Consider the following 16,587-nt stretch of genomic DNA (forward strand, 5'->3'; position numbering starts at 1 on the left):
CAAGTTTTGATTTATAATACCAACCAAATTATAAAAAGGTGGTCTCACATGAACTGGACTCCAGATCCGGCTAATAAAAAGCCAATGCACAAACAAATTCAAGAGTATATGAAAGAGAAAATTACAAATGGAGAGTGGCCTATTGGAACTAAAATTCCTTCGCAGCGCCATTTAGCTGCTAGCTTTTCTGTAAATAGAAGCACGGTGGTGACGGCAACCGAAAACTTAATGGCTGAAGGACTGCTCAGCGGAAACAAAGGGGGTGGCACCAAGGTCATTAATAATACGTGGAGCTTACTAGCATCAGGTTCTAACATGAACTGGAATTCGTATGTAGAAGCAGGAATATACCAACCAAATTCTCCTACTATCCGCCATATTAACGAAGCTGAATTTCAACCGGGCATTATTCGTTTAGGTACTGGAGAGTTAGCATCTGACCTGCTTCCTTCCTCTCAGCTTTCGGAACTATTTAGCAGAATTAATCGTAGAAGCGTACACTTGGGCTACGAGCACCCAAGAGGAAATGATGAACTCCGACAAGAGTTAGTGAAGCATGTAAAAAAACGAGGCATTGAAACGTCTCCTTCATCTATTTTAATTGTATCCGGTTCACTTCAAGCCCTTCAGTTAATTTCAATTGGCCTGCTGCCTCCAGGTGCCAATATATTAGCTGAAAAGCCTTCTTATCTTTATTCTCTACCGTTATTTCAGTCCGCACAAATGAAAATAACGGGCGTTTCGTTAGATGAAGAAGGAATACATTTAGCTTCATTAAAAGACCAGCACGAAAAAGAAAAAGGCACAGCTTTATATACAATACCGAACTTTCATAACCCCACCAATGTAACGATGAGTGAACAAAGGCGCGAAGCACTGCTTCGCCAGTGTGAAAGAATGCATTTGCCCATTATTGAAGACGATGCTTACGGAGAGCTTTGGTTCCATTCACCGCCTCCACTTTCATTAAAAGCTCAAGATAAAAATGGAATGGTTCTTTATTTAGGAACGTTCTCTAAAACATTCAGTCCTGGATTTCGAATTGGATGGATTGTAGGGCCTGAACATGTAATTGAGCGATTAGCTGACCTTAAAATGCAAGTTGACTACGGAGCCAGTTCCTTATCTCAATGGGCCGCTGCTGAAGCTCTCAAAACCGGAATCTATGACAAGCATGTGACCAGCGTACGCTATAAATTAAAAGAAAAATCTCAGCAAACACTGACTATTCTAGAGAAGTACTTGAAGAATCTCGCTGTGTGGAATACTCCGAGCGGAGGTTTTTATTTTTGGCTTACGCTGCATAAGCCTGTTTCGATGCAAAAGTTATTTAAGCACTGTCTCGACGAAGGAGTTCTTTTAAATCCAGGCGCATTGTATGACCATGAGACATCACAGCATATCAGAATATCCTTTTCTTATGCGACGCTTGCAGAATTTGAGTACGGCATCAAAATAGTCGCAAAAAGCCTTAAGAATCTTTACAAGTGATTCTTAAGGCTTTCTTGTGTTAACGGCAGCTTTATAAAAAAAGTGAGCTTATTATGCTGACGATCCGCTCGTATCTCTCCTTGATGCAGCTGAATAATTTGTTTTGCAATAGCCAGTCCTAAACCTGAACCATTCGCGTCCGTTCTTGATTCATCACCTCGATAAAATCGATCAAACAACTTTTCTACCTCAATTTTTTCACTGATGTTAATGCTGTTCCTAAAGGAAATAACTATGTAACCCTCGTCAATCTCCTGATTCACCTCTAATAAGGAAGGCTTTTTGCTGTATTTCTTGACATTTTCAAGCAAGTTTTGAAATACTCTTACCATTTTTTCCACATCAATAAATGCATTCCATTCACAAGCAAAGTTAGTCTGAACATCAATGCCTTCTCTTGTTAAAATTGGCTCGTACTCTCCTATTACCTGTTGAAGCAAACGTTTCATATCGACCTCATTTCGTTGAAGCTGAAGATCAGGACTCGTTAATTTTGTATAGTCGAACAATTCTTCTATTAAATCAGTTAAGTATTTTGCTTTTGAATCAACAATATATAAGTAGCTATATAATGTTTCATCATCCATACTTTCTCTTTTTTTGATTAAATCTAGGTACCCAACGATGGATGTTAACGGCGTACGCAAATCGTGAGACACACTGGATATTAGCTGATTTTTCACTTGCTCCAGCTCTCGTTCACGATCAAATTTTGTACGGAGCTGCGCAGACATTTTGTTAATGTTTTGACTTAATTCAGCCAGTTCGTCTTTTCCTCGTACATGGATGGTTGCGCCTAAATCTCCATTTGAAATTTTTTGAACTTGTTTAGAGATTTCTTTCAGATAACGAATATGGGAACGAATAAGTGCTAAAAAAACAAAAACAAAGACCACAACGGCGATAAAGAAAAGTCCAAACGCCAATACATTATATGCAGGGACATTCATTTTCTCTTCTTGTATATACCTGCTCAAAACAAGCCTAGCAATTAAAATAAAAATTAAATTGGTAGCCAAAAAACTTATAATGATAGCAAAAAGAAGCTTTACACTTATTCTTCTCATATTCTGTATCCTACGCCCCATATGGTTTTAATATAAATTGGCTTTTTCGGATTATCCTCAATTTTTTCGCGAATCTTTGTAATATGAACCATTACGGTATTATCCGATTTAAACGCATCTTCTTGCCATACGGCTTCATATATTTTCCCCATACTCATCACCGTTCCTTTGTGGCGTACCAGCAGCTCTAAAATATCAAACTCTTTTGGTGTTAAACGAATCTCTTGGCCGCGCACAAAGACAAGCCGGGTGCTGCGGTTAATTTCCAAATCGCCAATTTGAATAATATCGCGCTCAGCACGTTCATTGTATTTTTTATAGCGTCTAATTTGTGATTTTACTCGTGCGATGAGCTCGAGAGGATTAAATGGTTTTGTTAAGTAATCATCTGCGCCTGCTGTTAACCCAGAAATCTTGTCCATATCTTCTGACTTAGCCGACAGCATAATAATGGGCATGTTTTTTTCTTCACGTATTTTAAAAGCAGCATCGATTCCATTCATCTGCGGCATCATAATATCTAATATAATTAAATCTACTTCTTGTTCCTCTAAAAGCGCTAATCCACATACAGCATTAGAAACTTTCAGCGCTTCAAACCCTTCATTTTCTAAGTAAATAGCAATTAAATTACGAATTTGCTCATCGTCATCTATAATTAAAATTCTGTCTTTCATTTACAAACTCCTTATATCCCATTCTTTTCGCATGTAAAAATATATGCAGGAGGAACATTTCTCCACTCTTTTTCCACTTTAATCTGAGGGAAAAACGAGCGGATCAGCTGTTTTTTTAAATTCGTATACTGAAACGTAATAAATTTCCCTTCCTCCGCTAATACGCTGCGCGTGTTTTGCAAAATACAGTCCGACACTTCAGACGTTAAAGAAGCAAAAGGAAGACCTGATAGTACGTAATCCACTTTTGGAATATCATACTGTATCAAGTACTTTTGAACATTTTCAGCGGATCCGTGTATCACATACACATTTTTTTCATCTCTTACTTGTTCCTTTACTTTTTCGTAAAAATGCCGATTGTATTCGATAAGAAGCAAAGTTGTACAAGCGCTTCGTCTTCTTATTAATTCACGGGTAAAAACTCCGGTTCCTGGCCCGTACTCTACTATACAGTCTGCATGTTCAAAATCAATCCCTTTTACCATTTTTTTCGCTAAGTGCGTAGAGCTCGGCAAAAGTGCGCCTACCGTTCGCGGCTGGTGAAAATATTGATACATAAAAGCTAAATTCATTTTCTATTCCTTCTTTCTACTCTTTCTTTCTAGAATAGAAAAAAAATCTAAAGAAACGTTAAGTAAATTTCTTAAGAATTCTTCAGAAAACAAAAAGGAGGATGGGATATAACGGAATTAACCCAATCTAAAGACGAGCAAATTGGATTAATAAACTCATATGGATTGCTCTTGACACCGCTGTTGATTTCCATGCAAGCCTTCGCCTTGCTCTTTAATCAACAGCTAGAAGCAACGAAATCCATGAAGCCAGCGTTCACAATAACAACAAAAAATTCAAATGATCAACCAATAACATCGGTTGATCATTCGAATTTACTTTTAACTAAAAAATTTTTGTCCCAGCCTCTTTTAAAAGGTCATTTATCGCAAATAACATCCGCTGTTCAGATCAAATGTGGCTCCTGTATAATGTTTTGCTTGAGGGCTCAGTAAAAAAAGAACCGTATCTGCCACGTCTTGAGGCGTAACAAAGCTTGGAATCAGCTGATGAGCGATGTATTCATTTTTGCGCCACTCTGGAATATTTTTCATCATATCGGTATTTACCATTGTAGGTGCTACGGCGTTCACCCGGATATAAGGAGAAAAATTCATCGCACAGCTCTTAGTTAATCCTAGTATTGCTGCTTTAGACATTCCATATATAGCATCGGAGCTTCCTTCCATTCCTGACACGGACGATATATTAATAATCGCTCCTTCTATTTCCTTTTTCATTAATAATTCGCCAAAGTACTTGGAGAAATAAACATATCCTTTAATATTAATATCCATTACAAAATCTATTTCATTTTCTTCATAGTCCAATAAATTTTTCCCTAAATACACGCCTGTATTATTAACTAACCCATACAAACTTTTATCTTTTATTTGATAAAAAAGATCTTTTACATCGTTTCCTTTTTTAACATCTACTACGTGTGTTTCAATATGGCCCTTTGTATCTTCAGCTAGCTGTTTCAAAGCTCCATCGTTAATATCACAAGCAATAACTGAATAGCCCTTCGACACACACTCTTTTACAATTTCTTTGCCAATTCCAGAACCTGCACCCGTAACGATTATCCATTTTTCTTTCATCTCGACACCTCTTATTCACTTCTGTTAAACATACTTGTTATGTAAATATTCAAACATTTATTATACCATTATTTTCTATATAGACATCCCTTTCTTGCGTTCTTTTTTAGCTTTCCTGACAAAGCGCGTATAGTTTTTTATGGGAGTGATAACGATAAGACAGTACATTATTCCAAACAAGAAAGAGATGATAAGACGTGGCAAAAGTACTTTATATTACAGCTCATCCTCACGATGAGTCTCAATCATTCAGTATGGCAACTGGAAAAGCATTTATCGATGCTTACAAAGAGCACAATTCAAGTGACGAAGTTGTACATATTGACCTTTATAAAGAAAATATCCCTCATATTGATGCGGATGTATTTAGCGGCTGGGGCAAACTTCAGTCTGGCTCTGAACTTTCTTCTCATGAACAGGAGAAGGTCAATCGCCTTGCAGAATTGAGCGAACAGTTTGTATCAGCGGACAAATATGTTTTTGTAACGCCTATGTGGAACTTTTCGTTTCCACCGGTTATGAAAGCCTATTTAGACTCTGTAGCCGTAGCGGGTAAGTCATTTAAATACACGGCAGAGGGTCCGGTTGGGCTATTAACGGATAAAAAAGCGCTTCATATTCAAGCGCGCGGAGGCATTTATTCTGAAGGCCCTGCAGCTGATATGGAAATGGGGCATCGTTATATTGGGATTATGATGAATTTCTTCGGAGTACCTTCGTTAGACGGTATTTTTGTGGAAGGGCATAACGCAATGCCAGATAAAGCCCAAGAAATTAAAGAAAAAGGAATAGCAGAAGCAAAAAAACTTGCCCAAACTTTTTAATATAAAGAGGCTGTAACAAAAATATTTTAATTGAAGGAAGATCCGAACGAGGACTCGAGACTCTTAATGGAGCATCAACTTTGTTCGGATTTTTCTGTTGGTAAGAAGAACGTAGCTTTCATGCATGGTGGCTGCTTCCAGTAGTTAATTGGAGGGCAAGGCGAAGACTCCTGCGGGAAAAGCGGAACAGACGAGACCCCACAGGCGCGTAAGCGACGAGGAGGCTCATCGGCCGGCCGCGGAAAGCGAAGCCTTGCACGGAAATTAACTGCGATGTAACAAGCCATTCATACTAGATCATTTATCCCGTTTGTTCGTCTTTCGATGGAAGTGATTTCGTTATGTCTAAGTCTCTTTTCTACGCAAAAAAACTTTCTCTTTCCTTTTCGATCCACCTGTCCATTTCTCTATCACTTTTTTCTACAAGTCTGTTAACGAGAATATCATGCCAAATATAATTTTCAAGTAAATTAATGTTGACTGCGTTATTTGTATAGTACGCCATTTCTTTATGACCATAAATCATTTCACTGCTGTCAACAGATATAATAAACCAGTTTTGATTTCCAATGTTTTCGGTATAGCTTGTATGGCGGTGCCGGTCAAATTCCTCCATCGCTTCATCTTGTTCAAACACAATTCCTTTTAGTGTGACGCTCTCCCTTAGCTGTAATAAAAGAGGCTTCAACTCATTATAAATATCGGGCCAAAGCGAGATGACAATTTTATTTTTTGCTTTTAACAATAGCGACTCACAAAAAGCAAGAATGGCTCTTTCTCCTTTCATCGTCATAACCCGGCTTTCTTCTATAGACTCTGCAGCTTCAAGACGTTTAAGCGTTTCGCTAACGTCTTCATACGTTTCGTTCCATTTTTTTTGCAGCGAATGCAAAAAAGCATCGACGGGCAACGACGTGTACTGGGTGCCATCATTACTCTCTTCTTTTAACACCATGCCTTTTTCCTCTAGTGTTTGTAAAATATCGTATACACGCGCTCTTGGCACACCTGAATGTTTACTAATGCTATAAGCAGTGGAAGATCCTTTTTTGACAAGCGTCACGTATACTTTTGATTCATACTGATTAAATCCAAGCGACTGCAGCTGCTGAATAATATTTTCCATAAAGGAAACCTCCCTGTTTTTTAAGTTATTTGAAATTTTTATCATTTACATATTTACAACTGCTTTTTATATAGTTACTATTTAAGTAGTCACTATATATTATGACATGAGGAAGGTGCTTTATGGAAGAATTAAGTTTACAGATTGTTCTTTTGCTTTTACTTTTTGGTTTTTTAGCCGCATTCATTGACTCTGTAGTTGGCGGAGGCGGTTTAATTTCAACGCCTGCTCTTTTATTTTTAGGCCTGCCTCCCGCTGCTGCCTTAGCTACAAATAAATTAGCCGGAACGATGGGCGTATTAACGAGTACCATTCGATTTGTAAAATCCGGAAAAGTCGACTTTCGCGTCGTAGGTAAATGGTTTCCTTTTGTATTTATTGGTTCTTTAGGAGGTTCAATCACCGTTCATTTTCTATCCTCTGCTTTTTTGAAACCTGTTATTTTGATTCTCCTTGTTTTAGTTGCTATTTATACAATCTTCAAAAAAAACTGGGGCACCACGTCTACGTATAAGCCGCTGTCTATTAAGAAACTTATTTTCTTTACCGCACTTATTTTTATTATTGGCTTTTACGATGGATTTTTAGGAGCAGGCACAGGTTCATTTATTTTATTTGCTTTTTTATTTATGGGATTTGATTTCCTGCAGTCAGCAGGCAGCGCAAAATTTTTAAATTTCGGCAGTAACTTAGGTGCTTTGCTTGTGTTTTTATATTTCGATTCTGTTGTATTTTCTTACGGATTAATTATGGGGGTTGCGATGATCGCGGGTTCTTTTGTCGGGTCAAATGTCGCTCTATCAAAAGGCGTGACGTATGTCCGAACGCTTTTTATCCTTGTCACTTTAAGCCTTATTAGCAAAAACATATTCGATTATGTGAATCAGTACAAATAGATCAATAGTTTCTTTAGAACCATAACAATGAACCTATATATCTATTAGATTAATAAAACCACCTCTTACTATTTTCTTATTTTTGGGTAAATGTGTAAAAAAACACTAAAATTGTTGTATACTGGTCCATGTTGTTTTACATAATTTAGAAATATTATACAGAGGTGAACATTTTGTTTAAGAAATTCAGGTTTTTATGGTTTATTTTGCTGATCTTTGCACTTATTTTTGTCAAAAATACGTGCTTTTCTTCTTCAGAGAACGCTGCTGAGACTCTAGCAACGTCAGATGTTCCAAAAGCCGCGGCTACTTTCAAAGAGGGAAACAATCAGCAGGACGGAGTCATTATTCAAAAATATCGCAAACAGCTAGATGCAGCGCATAAAAAAAACGACGAAAAAGCGACGAAAGAAATACAAGAAAAAATTTATGAAGACGGAAGACAGGCGGCACTAAACTTTTTACCGCGCAATAAATTTCAAAGAGCTTTTTCCCAGCCTTCTAAAAAATCGGCCGATGACATTTATAATTTTCTAATTGCCCAAGTGGGGTTTGGAGGATATGATTCTCTTTATCAAGAAGCAATAGCCGCAAAAAACGATGCAGCTTCTTCTACTGATGAATTAAATATGAGTGGCATTCAAGCTAAAACCGCTGCACTTACATACGGCACACTAGCACAAAGAGAGCAACTGCTTGTTACAAGTCTTACCTATGACTTAAGCAGCGTAGGCGTCATTTCTTCCGATACAGCTAAAGATATTGATAAAAAAGCTACTCATATGCTAGAAGTTAGAAAAGAAGGAATAAATGCCGCGATGCAAAAATAGTTTTGTGAAGTGAAAAGCAGCAGGTAAAAACTGCTGTTTTTTTATTCTAACGTTCAGGTATTTCACTATTTTAATAGCCGATCATTTAATAACACTGGTTAAAGCTTTCATACAATGATATAAAAATGGAGGTAATTTCTATGAAAGAAGCGATTGTTTATCAATACGATGCGTTCAGTACGCGCCCTGATAAAGGAAACCCTGCAGGAATTGTGTTTAATGGAGATGATTTTTCAGCTGAAGAAATGCAGATGATTGCTTATCAAGTACAGTTTAACGAAACGGCTTTTATCATGAAGTCTTCCCGCGCTGATTTACGAATTCGATATTTTACACCCGGACAAGAAGCAGATTTGTGCGGTCATGCGACCGTCGCTTCTCTTTATGCTTTATACAGTAAAAACAAACTTCCAAAAACTACATTTACAGTGGAAACAAATGCTGGAATTTTGCCGATGACTGTACAGAATAGAAACGGACAACCTGTTATCACCATGAGTCAAGCTTCTCCGCAGTTTCATCCGTTTTCAGGTTCAAAAGAAAAACTGGCAAAAGCTCTTAATCTTCATATTGATGACCTTGATCAAAGACTTCCTATTGTATATGGAAGTACAGGGAACTGGACGCTTATTGTACCTTTAAAAAATTTAGATGCCTGTAAAAAGATGAAGCCTAATCAAGAAGATTTTCCTCATATTTTAACGGATATGCCAAAAGCATCTATTCATCCCTTTTGTTTTGAAACGATTCACTCAGAAGCTCATATGCACGGAAGACATTTCTCTTCACCATTTTCAGGTACAGTAGAAGACGCCGTAACTGGAACAGCATCAGGCGTAATGGGCGCCTATTATGCGAGATATGTGGACCAGCAAGATAACGGCCGCTGGCAATTTGTCATTGAGCAAGGACAGGAAATAGATAAAGATGGCTTCGTTCATGTAGAAATTACAAAAAAAGAGAATACGTATGGTGTGGTAATCGCAGGAGAAGCTGCCTATGTAACCAAGCAAATCGTTTCTCTTTCCTAATAAAAACGTGTCCGCCTATTTGGCGAACACGTTTTTTGTTTAGTAAATAATAGCCTGTACGCTCATTATTGTAACGGTTAAAATAAGAATCACATTCCCTATAATTAACCACGGCTTTGCGCTTCCTCTTCTACCTTTAATAGCCGTGATTAGTCCAGCAATGGGCAATAAAGCCATAACGATGACCCAAATTTTACGAAGAATGCTGGAATCCAAATAAAAACCAAACTGCATCATCGCAAATAACACGACTGTGATAAGGAAGAAAAGTGTAGGCACAGCTAAATGAATACCTCTTGGTCTCATTGAGTAGTACACAACATCACTTTCTTTCTATGTAAAATCTTACGTAAAATAACGTTATCATTTACAAAGAGTTTTGACAACTTTTTGAAGGATTTTGTCAACAAATTTTAATAATCTAGAAGAAATTACTTCTCACTCAGCTGCCCTAAGACTGCCGGCAGTGCAGAAATAACGTCGCTTGCTAATATATCCATCATTGTATGCCCCTGATCGAGCAGCACATCCGCTGCTTTTCCGTGAACATATACCGCGTTGCTGATTGCTTCTTGAAGAGAATCATGCTGCATAATAAAAGCGAGGATGATCCCTGTTAACGTGTCACCCGTTCCGCCTTTTGCAAGTCCCGCATTTCCAGTGGTATTTACGTATTGTTTTCCGTCAGGTGTTGTAACAATCGTGTTTGGACCTTTTAATACAAGGTACACACCATTTTCTACTGCGTATTGCCTAGCTATTGAAAATCGATTTGCTTCTACTTCGGCGATTGTTGTGTCCACGAGCCTTGCCATTTCTCCCGGATGAGGCGTTAAAATCGTTGCATGTTCTCTTTCTTTTACTTCTTTTTCTAAATATGGAAGATGAAAAAGAGCATCGGCGTCCACCACAACAGAAACCGGCTGGTGAAGCACTTGTTCGACGACTTTCTTCGTTTCTTTCGTTCTCCCAAGCCCTGGTCCGACTGCAATTGCATCATACTTCCCTTCTTCTAAAGGAATCTCGCCTGCAAAAAATCCATCTTTGCTTGGACATGGTTTATACATCACTTCCAGCATGTGAGCAGCTGCAATAGCATGAATATCGCTCGGAAGCGCAAGCGTTAAAAGTCCCGCTCCGCTTGTGAGCGCTGCTTTTGACGTTAGCATCGGCGCTCCGGGTGTTTGAAGCGAACCTCCTATTACGATTCCTTTTCCATGTGTACCTTTATTAGACGAAGCGTTTCGAATGGGAAAAGATTGTTTAATATGCTGAGTGGACCATACTTCCTTAAGAGATGAACTTTTTTCAATTGCTAGCGGCGGAATACCGATATCTACTACAATCAATTCACCGTAACTTTCTTTGCTCGGGTATGTAAATGCCGTGACTTTCGGCTGCTGAAGCGTAATCGTAGCATCTGCACGTACCGTAAGCTCTTGCTTCTGTTCCATTACTCCACTTGGGACATCGATGCTGTATATGTAAGCATTAGAATCGTTTATTTTTTTTATAATGTCATCGTAAGGAGATTTGATGCTGCCTTTTACGCCTATACCTAATAAACAATCAATAAGAACCGTATACTTTTTCACAGAGAAGTTGTCTCCAGCCGATTGCCACGTGAACCCAGCATTTTCATAGATGATCATGGCTTTTTTAGCCGCGCCTTTTATTTTTTCCCGTGCAGGAACTACCCAGACGTCAACTTTATAGCCTTTTGACTTCAAAGCACGGGCAATAACAAAGCCGTCTCCTCCATTGTTTCCCGTTCCTATAAGCAGCCCTATGTTTTCATGTTTTTTGATTCGCTCACTCAGCGCGTTGGCAGCAGCCTGCCCGGCATTTTCCATAAGGGACTCTTCACTCATCCCAATTGTATTCATCACATAATCATCCACTTGATACATCTCTTGATTCGTTACAATTCTCATTATGCTGCTCCTTACTGAAACGGAAATGGTTCATCTGTATTTACCGTTCCTTTTATTTTCGTTATAGTTAATTGTTCTCCTTTCACCCAATCTTCAAACGAGAAAATGAGAGGCTTTGCTTTTCGTCCAATCCCCACAATGACTTGCAGCGTCTCCGGTACATATGCTACTGTATGAAGCGTTCCAGCAGAATTCCGGTAATCTTCTTTAAAAATACCGTATTCATCTTCATTAAATAAAGAAAAAGCTTCAAGAGGCGATAGCTTTTTTTCAATATGATCTCGAATATGATCGAGCCTTTCCTTTGACTCTACCAAATGATGACGATTTTCTTCGACCAGCTGATTAAAATGGTTCGTACACCCCATCATCGTCCCTCTTTGTACATGAACGCCTCGTCCAGATGCTTCGACTACTGCTCCCTGTCCACTGCGGTCATAAATGGAATAATTAAACGCATGACGATGCGGTGCTCTTTCTAAAATAGCAACAGCCTCTTCTGTCGTTTCACATGTTTCTAAAATAAACCGAGCGAGCGTACAGCAAATAAATCCGTTTGTTTGACGGCGGCGATTAACAAAATGATAGCCAATTGCCAGTCCTTTTTCATTCATTCCATCCATTCGCCCAATCATTCTTGTTCCAAATCCGACGCTTGCATATCCTTCATTTGGCTGAAAAAGCAAAAATCGACCTTCGTACGTTTTAGGATGATAATCATAGTTCCGTACATACACGCCGTGCTGCATAAGAGCCGAACATCCCGTTTTTTTCCACTCTTGCTGATACCCGCTGTACTCATGAATAACGTCTTCAAGAGGCCAATCTAAGCCTTCTGCTAAGCCCACTAGCTCATCCCACAGTCCCCGAGCAAATAAGTCGTAATAATGACGAGCTTCTTTTGCTATCGTTTGATAGCTTCGTAATGAACGTTTTCTTCTTTTTTGATGATTTTCAAGCAGCTTTGTTCCTTTATGTAATTTCCCTTGCATTTCACCAAGCTCTCGGTAAGAGCCTCGTCCTTGAATGACTTCTACCTGTATTTCTTTCACTTCTATCACTCCAATTTTCCAGTACCTCTATTGTGCAGCAAGCGCTCTATTCTTTGCAACTTTCTCCTCTCATAGAACTCTCTTCCTTTGAATACAGTTATAAAGAAACAGGTCGAAAGATTGAAAAGCATTATCATAAGAGGTGATCATATTGCTAAAGGAAGTTCAGCTAGAGATTCAGCGAAGAATCGCCTATCTGCGCCCAACACAAAAAAATGACGGGTCATTTCGCTACTGTTTTGAAACAGGCGTTATGCCTGATGCGTTTTTAATTATGCTTCTTCGCACCTTTGATTTAGATAAAGAAGTGTTGATTAAACAATTAACCGAACGGATTGTTTCCCTTCAAAATGAAGATGGTCTTTGGACGTTGTTTGATGATGAAGAACATAACTTATCCGCCACTATTCAAGCTTATACAGCTCTTTTATATTCAGGATATTACCAAAAAAACGACCGGATTTTGCGAAAAGCAGAAAGATATATTATAGATTCAGGAGGCATTTCGCGCGCTCATTTTCTCACAAGATGGATGCTTTCTGTTAACGGTTTATACGAGTGGCCAAAGCTATTTTACCTCCCGCTTTCTCTTTTGCTCGTGCCTACCTATGTACCGCTTAACTTTTATGAATTAAGCACTTATGCCAGAATTCACTTCGTTCCGATGATGGTAGCAGGAAACAAAAAATTTTCACTTACTTCTAGGCATACACCTTCTCTTTCTCATTTAGATGTAAGAGAACAGAAACAGGAATCGGAGGAAACTACTCAAGAATCACGCGCTTCAATTTTTTTAGTCGACCATTTAAAACAGCTGGCTTCTTTACCTTCTTACATCCACAAACTTGGTTATCAAGCAGCCGAGCGTTACATGCTAGAAAGAATTGAAAAAGATGGAACACTCTACAGCTACGCCACCTCTACTTTTTTTATGATTTACGGTCTTTTGGCTCTTGGCTATAAAAAAGATTCATTTGTGATCCAAAAAGCAATTGACGGGATTTGTTCACTACTTAGTACATGCAGCGGCCACGTGCACGTAGAAAACTCCACGTCAACCGTTTGGGATACCGCGCTGCTCTCTTACGCTCTACAGGAAGCAGGTGTACCGCAGCAAGATCCCATGATTAAAGGCACAACTCGCTACTTAAAGAAAAGACAGCATACAAAGCTTGGAGATTGGCAGTTTCATAACCCAAATACAGCACCTGGAGGCTGGGGGTTTTCCGATATTAATACAAATAACCCTGACTTAGACGATACGTCTGCTGCTATCAGAGCTCTTTCTAGAAGAGCGCAAACCGATACAGATTATTTGGAGTCTTGGCAAAGAGGGATTAACTGGCTGCTGTCCATGCAAAACAAAGATGGGGGTTTTGCTGCATTTGAAAAAAATACCGACTCTATTTTATTTACTTATCTGCCGCTTGAAAATGCAAAAGATGCAGCGACGGATCCGGCTACTGCCGATTTAACCGGTCGAGTGCTTGAGTGTCTCGGAAACTTTGCTGGTATGAATAAATCCCACCCTTCGATTAAAGCTGCAGTAAAATGGCTGTTTGATCATCAATTGGATAACGGGAGCTGGTACGGCCGGTGGGGAGTTTGCTATATTTACGGAACGTGGGCCGCTATTACAGGACTCCGTGCTGTAGGGGTTTCTGCTTCTGATCCGCGTATCATCAAAGCTATCAACTGGCTCAAAAGCATTCAACAAGAAGACGGTGGATTCGGAGAATCATGCTATAGCGCTTCTTTAAAAAAATATGTGCCACTATCGTTTAGCACCCCTTCTCAAACGGCTTGGGCTCTCGATGCTTTAATGACAATATGTCCGTTAAAAGATCAATCCGTTGAAAAAGGAATTAAATTTTTACTGAATCCAAATCTTACAGAGCAGCAAACTCATTACCCCACGGGAATTGGTCTTCCTGGACAATTTTATATTCAGTACCACAGCTACAATGATATTTTTCCTCTTCTTGCACTTGCCCACTACGCAAAAAAACATTCTTCGTAAAAAGGCTGGGACAAAAGGAGTTTAGCTGAAGGAAGATCCGAACGATGAATCGAGATTCTTGCTTGAGAATCCAACTCGTTCGGATTTTTTTATTTGTAGGATGAACGTAGACTTGCTCCATATATGTAGAGCAGTTAATGGGAAGCCAATTCTTGCACGGAAATCAACCGCGGTGTAACAAGCACTCCATACTAGCACATTGATCCCATTTGTTTGTCTTGAGATTCGATGGACGTAGTTGTGTCTCAATTTCTTTTTATACGTAAAAGCAGGTTTTTTAAGAAACAAGTGGAATACCTTTTTAAATGTTAGAAAAGAAAGGATGCATCAAATGAATAATGTTTCACCACTTTTAAAAGGAAAAAACGTGATACTAAGAAAACCAAAGGACAGCGATGTAAATGACTATCTAGCATGCAAACAAACAAAAGAACTTATTCGCATGTACGGAGGCGATACCCGAAACTTAAAACCTCTTACATTACAAGATGCCAAGCGGCACGTCGAGTACATAAAGTCTCAAAAGCTGAATTGGTGCATTGAATATCAGCAGCGTTTTGTTGGAGAGGCCCGGCTGACCGTTAACGAGTACGACCGGCGCGCACGGTATGCAATTGGTTTATTTGATTCTTCCGTTTGGAATCAAGGGCTCGGCACTGAAGTTACAAAATTGGTACTTGCGTACGCATTTGAACACCTTCACTTGCACAGAGTCGATTTACGAGTGCTCGAATACAACCATAGAGCCATTGCTTGTTATGAAAAATGCGGTTTTGTAAAAGAAGGAATAGAGCGTGAAGGCGCTTTTATTGAAGAAGCATTTCAGACAGATCTTATCATGAGTATACTCGAACAAGAGTATTATCAGCTTTAGAGGAGAGAACCAGCTGTCATCATCGTACTTCTTTAAAAGTTCGTATAGCCCAAGCCTTTTGTGAATAAAGTAACATAACGATATAACCAAAGGAGCCAACGATGACAGCTTATGATTCCTCTTCTTTTGTATTTGTAACCATTGATAAACATGACATTGCTGCTTTTTTACTAATTGATATTATTTGCGGCACCACTATTTATGTAGCATGTAAACATTATCTTCACAATGAGCTTATTTCCATTGCAAGCAGCGCCCTTTTTCCCATGGTATGCAAGAAGGTTTCTCGACGTTAGATCAGCTTTTTACCGGTACCGGTTCTTTTAATGACAGCCAAGTGCGTTCCTTCTGCTGCTGAATCTCTACGGAGTGATTAAAAAATTTAGAAAGATGCGGCTCAGTGAGCTGGTCTTTCGTTTTCCCAGAAGAAAACACTTCTCCTTGGCGCATACAAAGCGTATGGGTAAAGCAAGGCAAAATTTCTTCTACATGGTGAGTAACATAAATAAGCGTAGGCGCTTTTGGCTGATCTGCCATTTTTGCAATCAGCTGAAGAAGCTGTTCTCGGGCCATTATATCTAGACCTGTACATGGCTCATCAAGTATTAAAAGCTTTGGTGAAGCCATAAGAGCTCGGGCAATTAGCACTCGCTGGCGCTCTCCTTGAGAAAGTGTTCCGTACGCCTGATTTTGTAAATCTGCGCAATTTAGCAGCTGCATTAATTCTATGGCTTGGTTCATATCTTTTTGCTCCACTTGTTCATATAAACCAATAGATGCAAATTTTCCGCTTAAAATCATTTCTACAACCGTATCGTCATCTCGAAACCGCTGTTGAAGCGAAGAGCTTACCCATCCAATTTCTTTTCTGAGCTCAGACAGATTTGTTTCTCCAAATTTCCTTGAAAGAACTTCTACTTGACCTTTTGTAGGCCAGATATATCCGTTGATTATATTTAAAAGCGTCGTTTTTCCGGAACCATTTAACCCAAGCAAACACCAATGTTCCCCTTTTTCCACTAACCACGACACGTTTTTTAAAATTTCTTTTTCTGCTCGTTTTACCGAAACGTTCTTAATTTTGATCATGCTAACACTCCTATACTC

17 protein-coding genes are annotated in these 16,587 nt (G+C 39.0%); 8 read left to right on the forward strand and 9 right to left on the reverse strand.

Features of this window, described 5'->3' with window-relative positions:
- Positions 1-48: 48 nt before the first annotated feature.
- Entirely contained in the window at positions 49-1,491 is a 1,443-nt protein-coding gene (locus POF52_RS11240) for an aminotransferase-like domain-containing protein (RefSeq protein WP_271992675.1), read from the forward strand.
- Here the strand turns inward: POF52_RS11240 and POF52_RS11245 are convergent.
- The 4 genes from POF52_RS11245 to POF52_RS11260 all read right to left on the reverse strand — a co-directional run bounded on the left by POF52_RS11245 (position 1,482) and on the right by POF52_RS11260 (position 4,893).
- On the reverse strand, positions 1,482-2,558 hold the full coding sequence (locus tag POF52_RS11245) for a HAMP domain-containing sensor histidine kinase (RefSeq protein ID WP_016763977.1): 1,077 nt from the start codon (positions 2,556-2,558) through the stop codon (positions 1,482-1,484). The two genes, POF52_RS11240 and POF52_RS11245, sit on opposite strands and share 10 nt — an antisense overlap.
- Positions 2,555-3,235, reverse strand: a complete 681-nt coding sequence (locus POF52_RS11250; RefSeq protein WP_013083012.1) for a response regulator transcription factor — start codon at positions 3,233-3,235, stop codon at positions 2,555-2,557. Before POF52_RS11250 ends, POF52_RS11245 begins: the two co-directional genes overlap by 4 nt.
- Before the next feature lie 11 nt (positions 3,236-3,246).
- Positions 3,247-3,810, reverse strand: a complete 564-nt coding sequence (locus tag POF52_RS11255) for a class I SAM-dependent methyltransferase (protein WP_176584734.1) — start codon at positions 3,808-3,810, stop codon at positions 3,247-3,249.
- Positions 3,811-4,173: 363 nt separating this feature from the next.
- Complete coding sequence (locus POF52_RS11260) at positions 4,174-4,893, reverse strand: SDR family NAD(P)-dependent oxidoreductase (RefSeq protein ID WP_271992677.1); 720 nt, start codon at positions 4,891-4,893, stop codon at positions 4,174-4,176.
- 197 nt (positions 4,894-5,090) lie between these two features.
- Between POF52_RS11260 and POF52_RS11265 the strand changes: the two genes are divergently transcribed.
- Positions 5,091-5,717, forward strand: a complete 627-nt coding sequence (locus POF52_RS11265) for an FMN-dependent NADH-azoreductase (protein WP_013083009.1) — start codon at positions 5,091-5,093, stop codon at positions 5,715-5,717.
- 358 nt (positions 5,718-6,075) lie between these two features.
- On the opposite strand, the gene POF52_RS11270 is transcribed toward POF52_RS11265, so the two are convergent.
- Entirely contained in the window at positions 6,076-6,843 is a 768-nt protein-coding gene (locus POF52_RS11270) for a TrmB family transcriptional regulator (protein WP_074895863.1), read from the reverse strand.
- Positions 6,844-6,965: 122 nt separating this feature from the next.
- Here POF52_RS11270 and POF52_RS11275 point away from each other — a divergent pair, with 122 nt between their 5' ends.
- The 3 genes from POF52_RS11275 to POF52_RS11285 all read left to right on the forward strand — a co-directional run bounded on the left by POF52_RS11275 (position 6,966) and on the right by POF52_RS11285 (position 9,600).
- The gene (locus tag POF52_RS11275; protein WP_013083007.1) at positions 6,966-7,739 is read left to right on the forward strand and encodes a sulfite exporter TauE/SafE family protein; all 774 of its coding nucleotides are present in this window, start codon (positions 6,966-6,968) and stop codon (positions 7,737-7,739) included.
- A 164-nt stretch (positions 7,740-7,903) separates the two neighbouring features.
- On the forward strand, positions 7,904-8,569 hold the full coding sequence (locus tag POF52_RS11280) for a hypothetical protein (protein WP_271992682.1): 666 nt from the start codon (positions 7,904-7,906) through the stop codon (positions 8,567-8,569).
- A 140-nt stretch (positions 8,570-8,709) separates the two neighbouring features.
- Positions 8,710-9,600, forward strand: coding sequence for a PhzF family phenazine biosynthesis isomerase (locus POF52_RS11285; RefSeq protein ID WP_176584738.1), 891 nt, complete (start codon positions 8,710-8,712; stop codon positions 9,598-9,600).
- A 39-nt stretch (positions 9,601-9,639) separates the two neighbouring features.
- Here the strand turns inward: POF52_RS11285 and POF52_RS11290 are convergent, their stop codons facing one another.
- The 3 genes from POF52_RS11290 to POF52_RS11300 all read right to left on the reverse strand — a co-directional run bounded on the left by POF52_RS11290 (position 9,640) and on the right by POF52_RS11300 (position 12,586).
- A complete protein-coding gene (locus POF52_RS11290) occupies positions 9,640-9,906 on the reverse strand; it encodes a hypothetical protein (RefSeq protein WP_013083004.1) in 267 nt (88 codons plus the stop codon).
- Positions 9,907-10,031: 125 nt separating this feature from the next.
- The gene (locus POF52_RS11295) at positions 10,032-11,534 is read right to left on the reverse strand and encodes an NAD(P)H-hydrate dehydratase (RefSeq protein WP_271992683.1); all 1,503 of its coding nucleotides are present in this window, start codon (positions 11,532-11,534) and stop codon (positions 10,032-10,034) included.
- Between the two features lie 11 nt (positions 11,535-11,545).
- Positions 11,546-12,586 carry a C45 family autoproteolytic acyltransferase/hydolase gene (locus tag POF52_RS11300; protein ID WP_271992685.1) on the reverse strand — a complete coding sequence of 347 codons (1,041 nt, stop codon included), beginning with the start codon at positions 12,584-12,586 and terminating at the stop codon, positions 11,546-11,548.
- A 142-nt stretch (positions 12,587-12,728) separates the two neighbouring features.
- On the opposite strand from POF52_RS11300, the gene POF52_RS11305 reads away from it, so the two are divergent.
- From POF52_RS11305 to POF52_RS11315, 3 genes are all read left to right on the forward strand, one after another.
- Complete coding sequence (locus tag POF52_RS11305) at positions 12,729-14,606, forward strand: terpene cyclase/mutase family protein (protein ID WP_016763969.1); 1,878 nt, start codon at positions 12,729-12,731, stop codon at positions 14,604-14,606.
- 331 nt (positions 14,607-14,937) lie between these two features.
- Positions 14,938-15,480: a GNAT family N-acetyltransferase gene (locus tag POF52_RS11310; RefSeq protein ID WP_016763968.1), complete on the forward strand. Its 543-nt coding sequence runs from the start codon at positions 14,938-14,940 to the stop codon at positions 15,478-15,480.
- Positions 15,481-15,581: 101 nt separating this feature from the next.
- Positions 15,582-15,776, forward strand: coding sequence for a hypothetical protein (locus POF52_RS11315; protein WP_176584742.1), 195 nt, complete (start codon positions 15,582-15,584; stop codon positions 15,774-15,776).
- A gap of 1 nt (position 15,777) precedes the next feature.
- Here POF52_RS11315 and POF52_RS11320 read toward each other — a convergent pair whose 3' ends face one another.
- Complete coding sequence (locus POF52_RS11320; RefSeq protein ID WP_176584743.1) at positions 15,778-16,569, reverse strand: ABC transporter ATP-binding protein; 792 nt, start codon at positions 16,567-16,569, stop codon at positions 15,778-15,780.
- Positions 16,570-16,587: the final 18 nt, after the last annotated feature.

The sequence above is a fragment of the Priestia sp. AB genome, from assembly GCF_028369225.1.
GTDB lineage: Bacteria > Bacillota > Bacilli > Bacillales > Bacillaceae_H > Priestia > Priestia megaterium.

Excerpts from the sequence above, each read along its gene's own strand:
- POF52_RS11320 (WP_176584743.1), bottom strand. The coding sequence starts at position 16,569 with ATGATCAAAATTAAGAACGTTTCGGTAAAACGAGCAGAAAAAGAAATT.
- POF52_RS11275 (WP_013083007.1), top strand. The coding sequence starts at position 6,966 with ATGGAAGAATTAAGTTTACAGATTGTTCTTTTGCTTTTACTTTTTGGT.
- POF52_RS11240 (WP_271992675.1), top strand. The coding sequence starts at position 49 with ATGAACTGGACTCCAGATCCGGCTAATAAAAAGCCAATGCACAAACAA.
- POF52_RS11285 (WP_176584738.1), top strand. The coding sequence starts at position 8,710 with ATGAAAGAAGCGATTGTTTATCAATACGATGCGTTCAGTACGCGCCCT.
- POF52_RS11255 (WP_176584734.1), bottom strand. The coding sequence starts at position 3,810 with ATGAATTTAGCTTTTATGTATCAATATTTTCACCAGCCGCGAACGGTA.
- POF52_RS11295 (WP_271992683.1), bottom strand. The coding sequence starts at position 11,534 with ATGAGAATTGTAACGAATCAAGAGATGTATCAAGTGGATGATTATGTG.
- POF52_RS11270 (WP_074895863.1), bottom strand. The coding sequence starts at position 6,843 with ATGGAAAATATTATTCAGCAGCTGCAGTCGCTTGGATTTAATCAGTAT.
- POF52_RS11290 (WP_013083004.1), bottom strand. The coding sequence starts at position 9,906 with ATGAGACCAAGAGGTATTCATTTAGCTGTGCCTACACTTTTCTTCCTT.
- POF52_RS11250 (WP_013083012.1), bottom strand. The coding sequence starts at position 3,235 with ATGAAAGACAGAATTTTAATTATAGATGACGATGAGCAAATTCGTAAT.
- POF52_RS11260 (WP_271992677.1), bottom strand. The coding sequence starts at position 4,893 with ATGAAAGAAAAATGGATAATCGTTACGGGTGCAGGTTCTGGAATTGGC.
- POF52_RS11310 (WP_016763968.1), top strand. The coding sequence starts at position 14,938 with ATGAATAATGTTTCACCACTTTTAAAAGGAAAAAACGTGATACTAAGA.
- POF52_RS11245 (WP_016763977.1), bottom strand. The coding sequence starts at position 2,558 with ATGAGAAGAATAAGTGTAAAGCTTCTTTTTGCTATCATTATAAGTTTT.
- POF52_RS11315 (WP_176584742.1), top strand. The coding sequence starts at position 15,582 with ATGACAGCTTATGATTCCTCTTCTTTTGTATTTGTAACCATTGATAAA.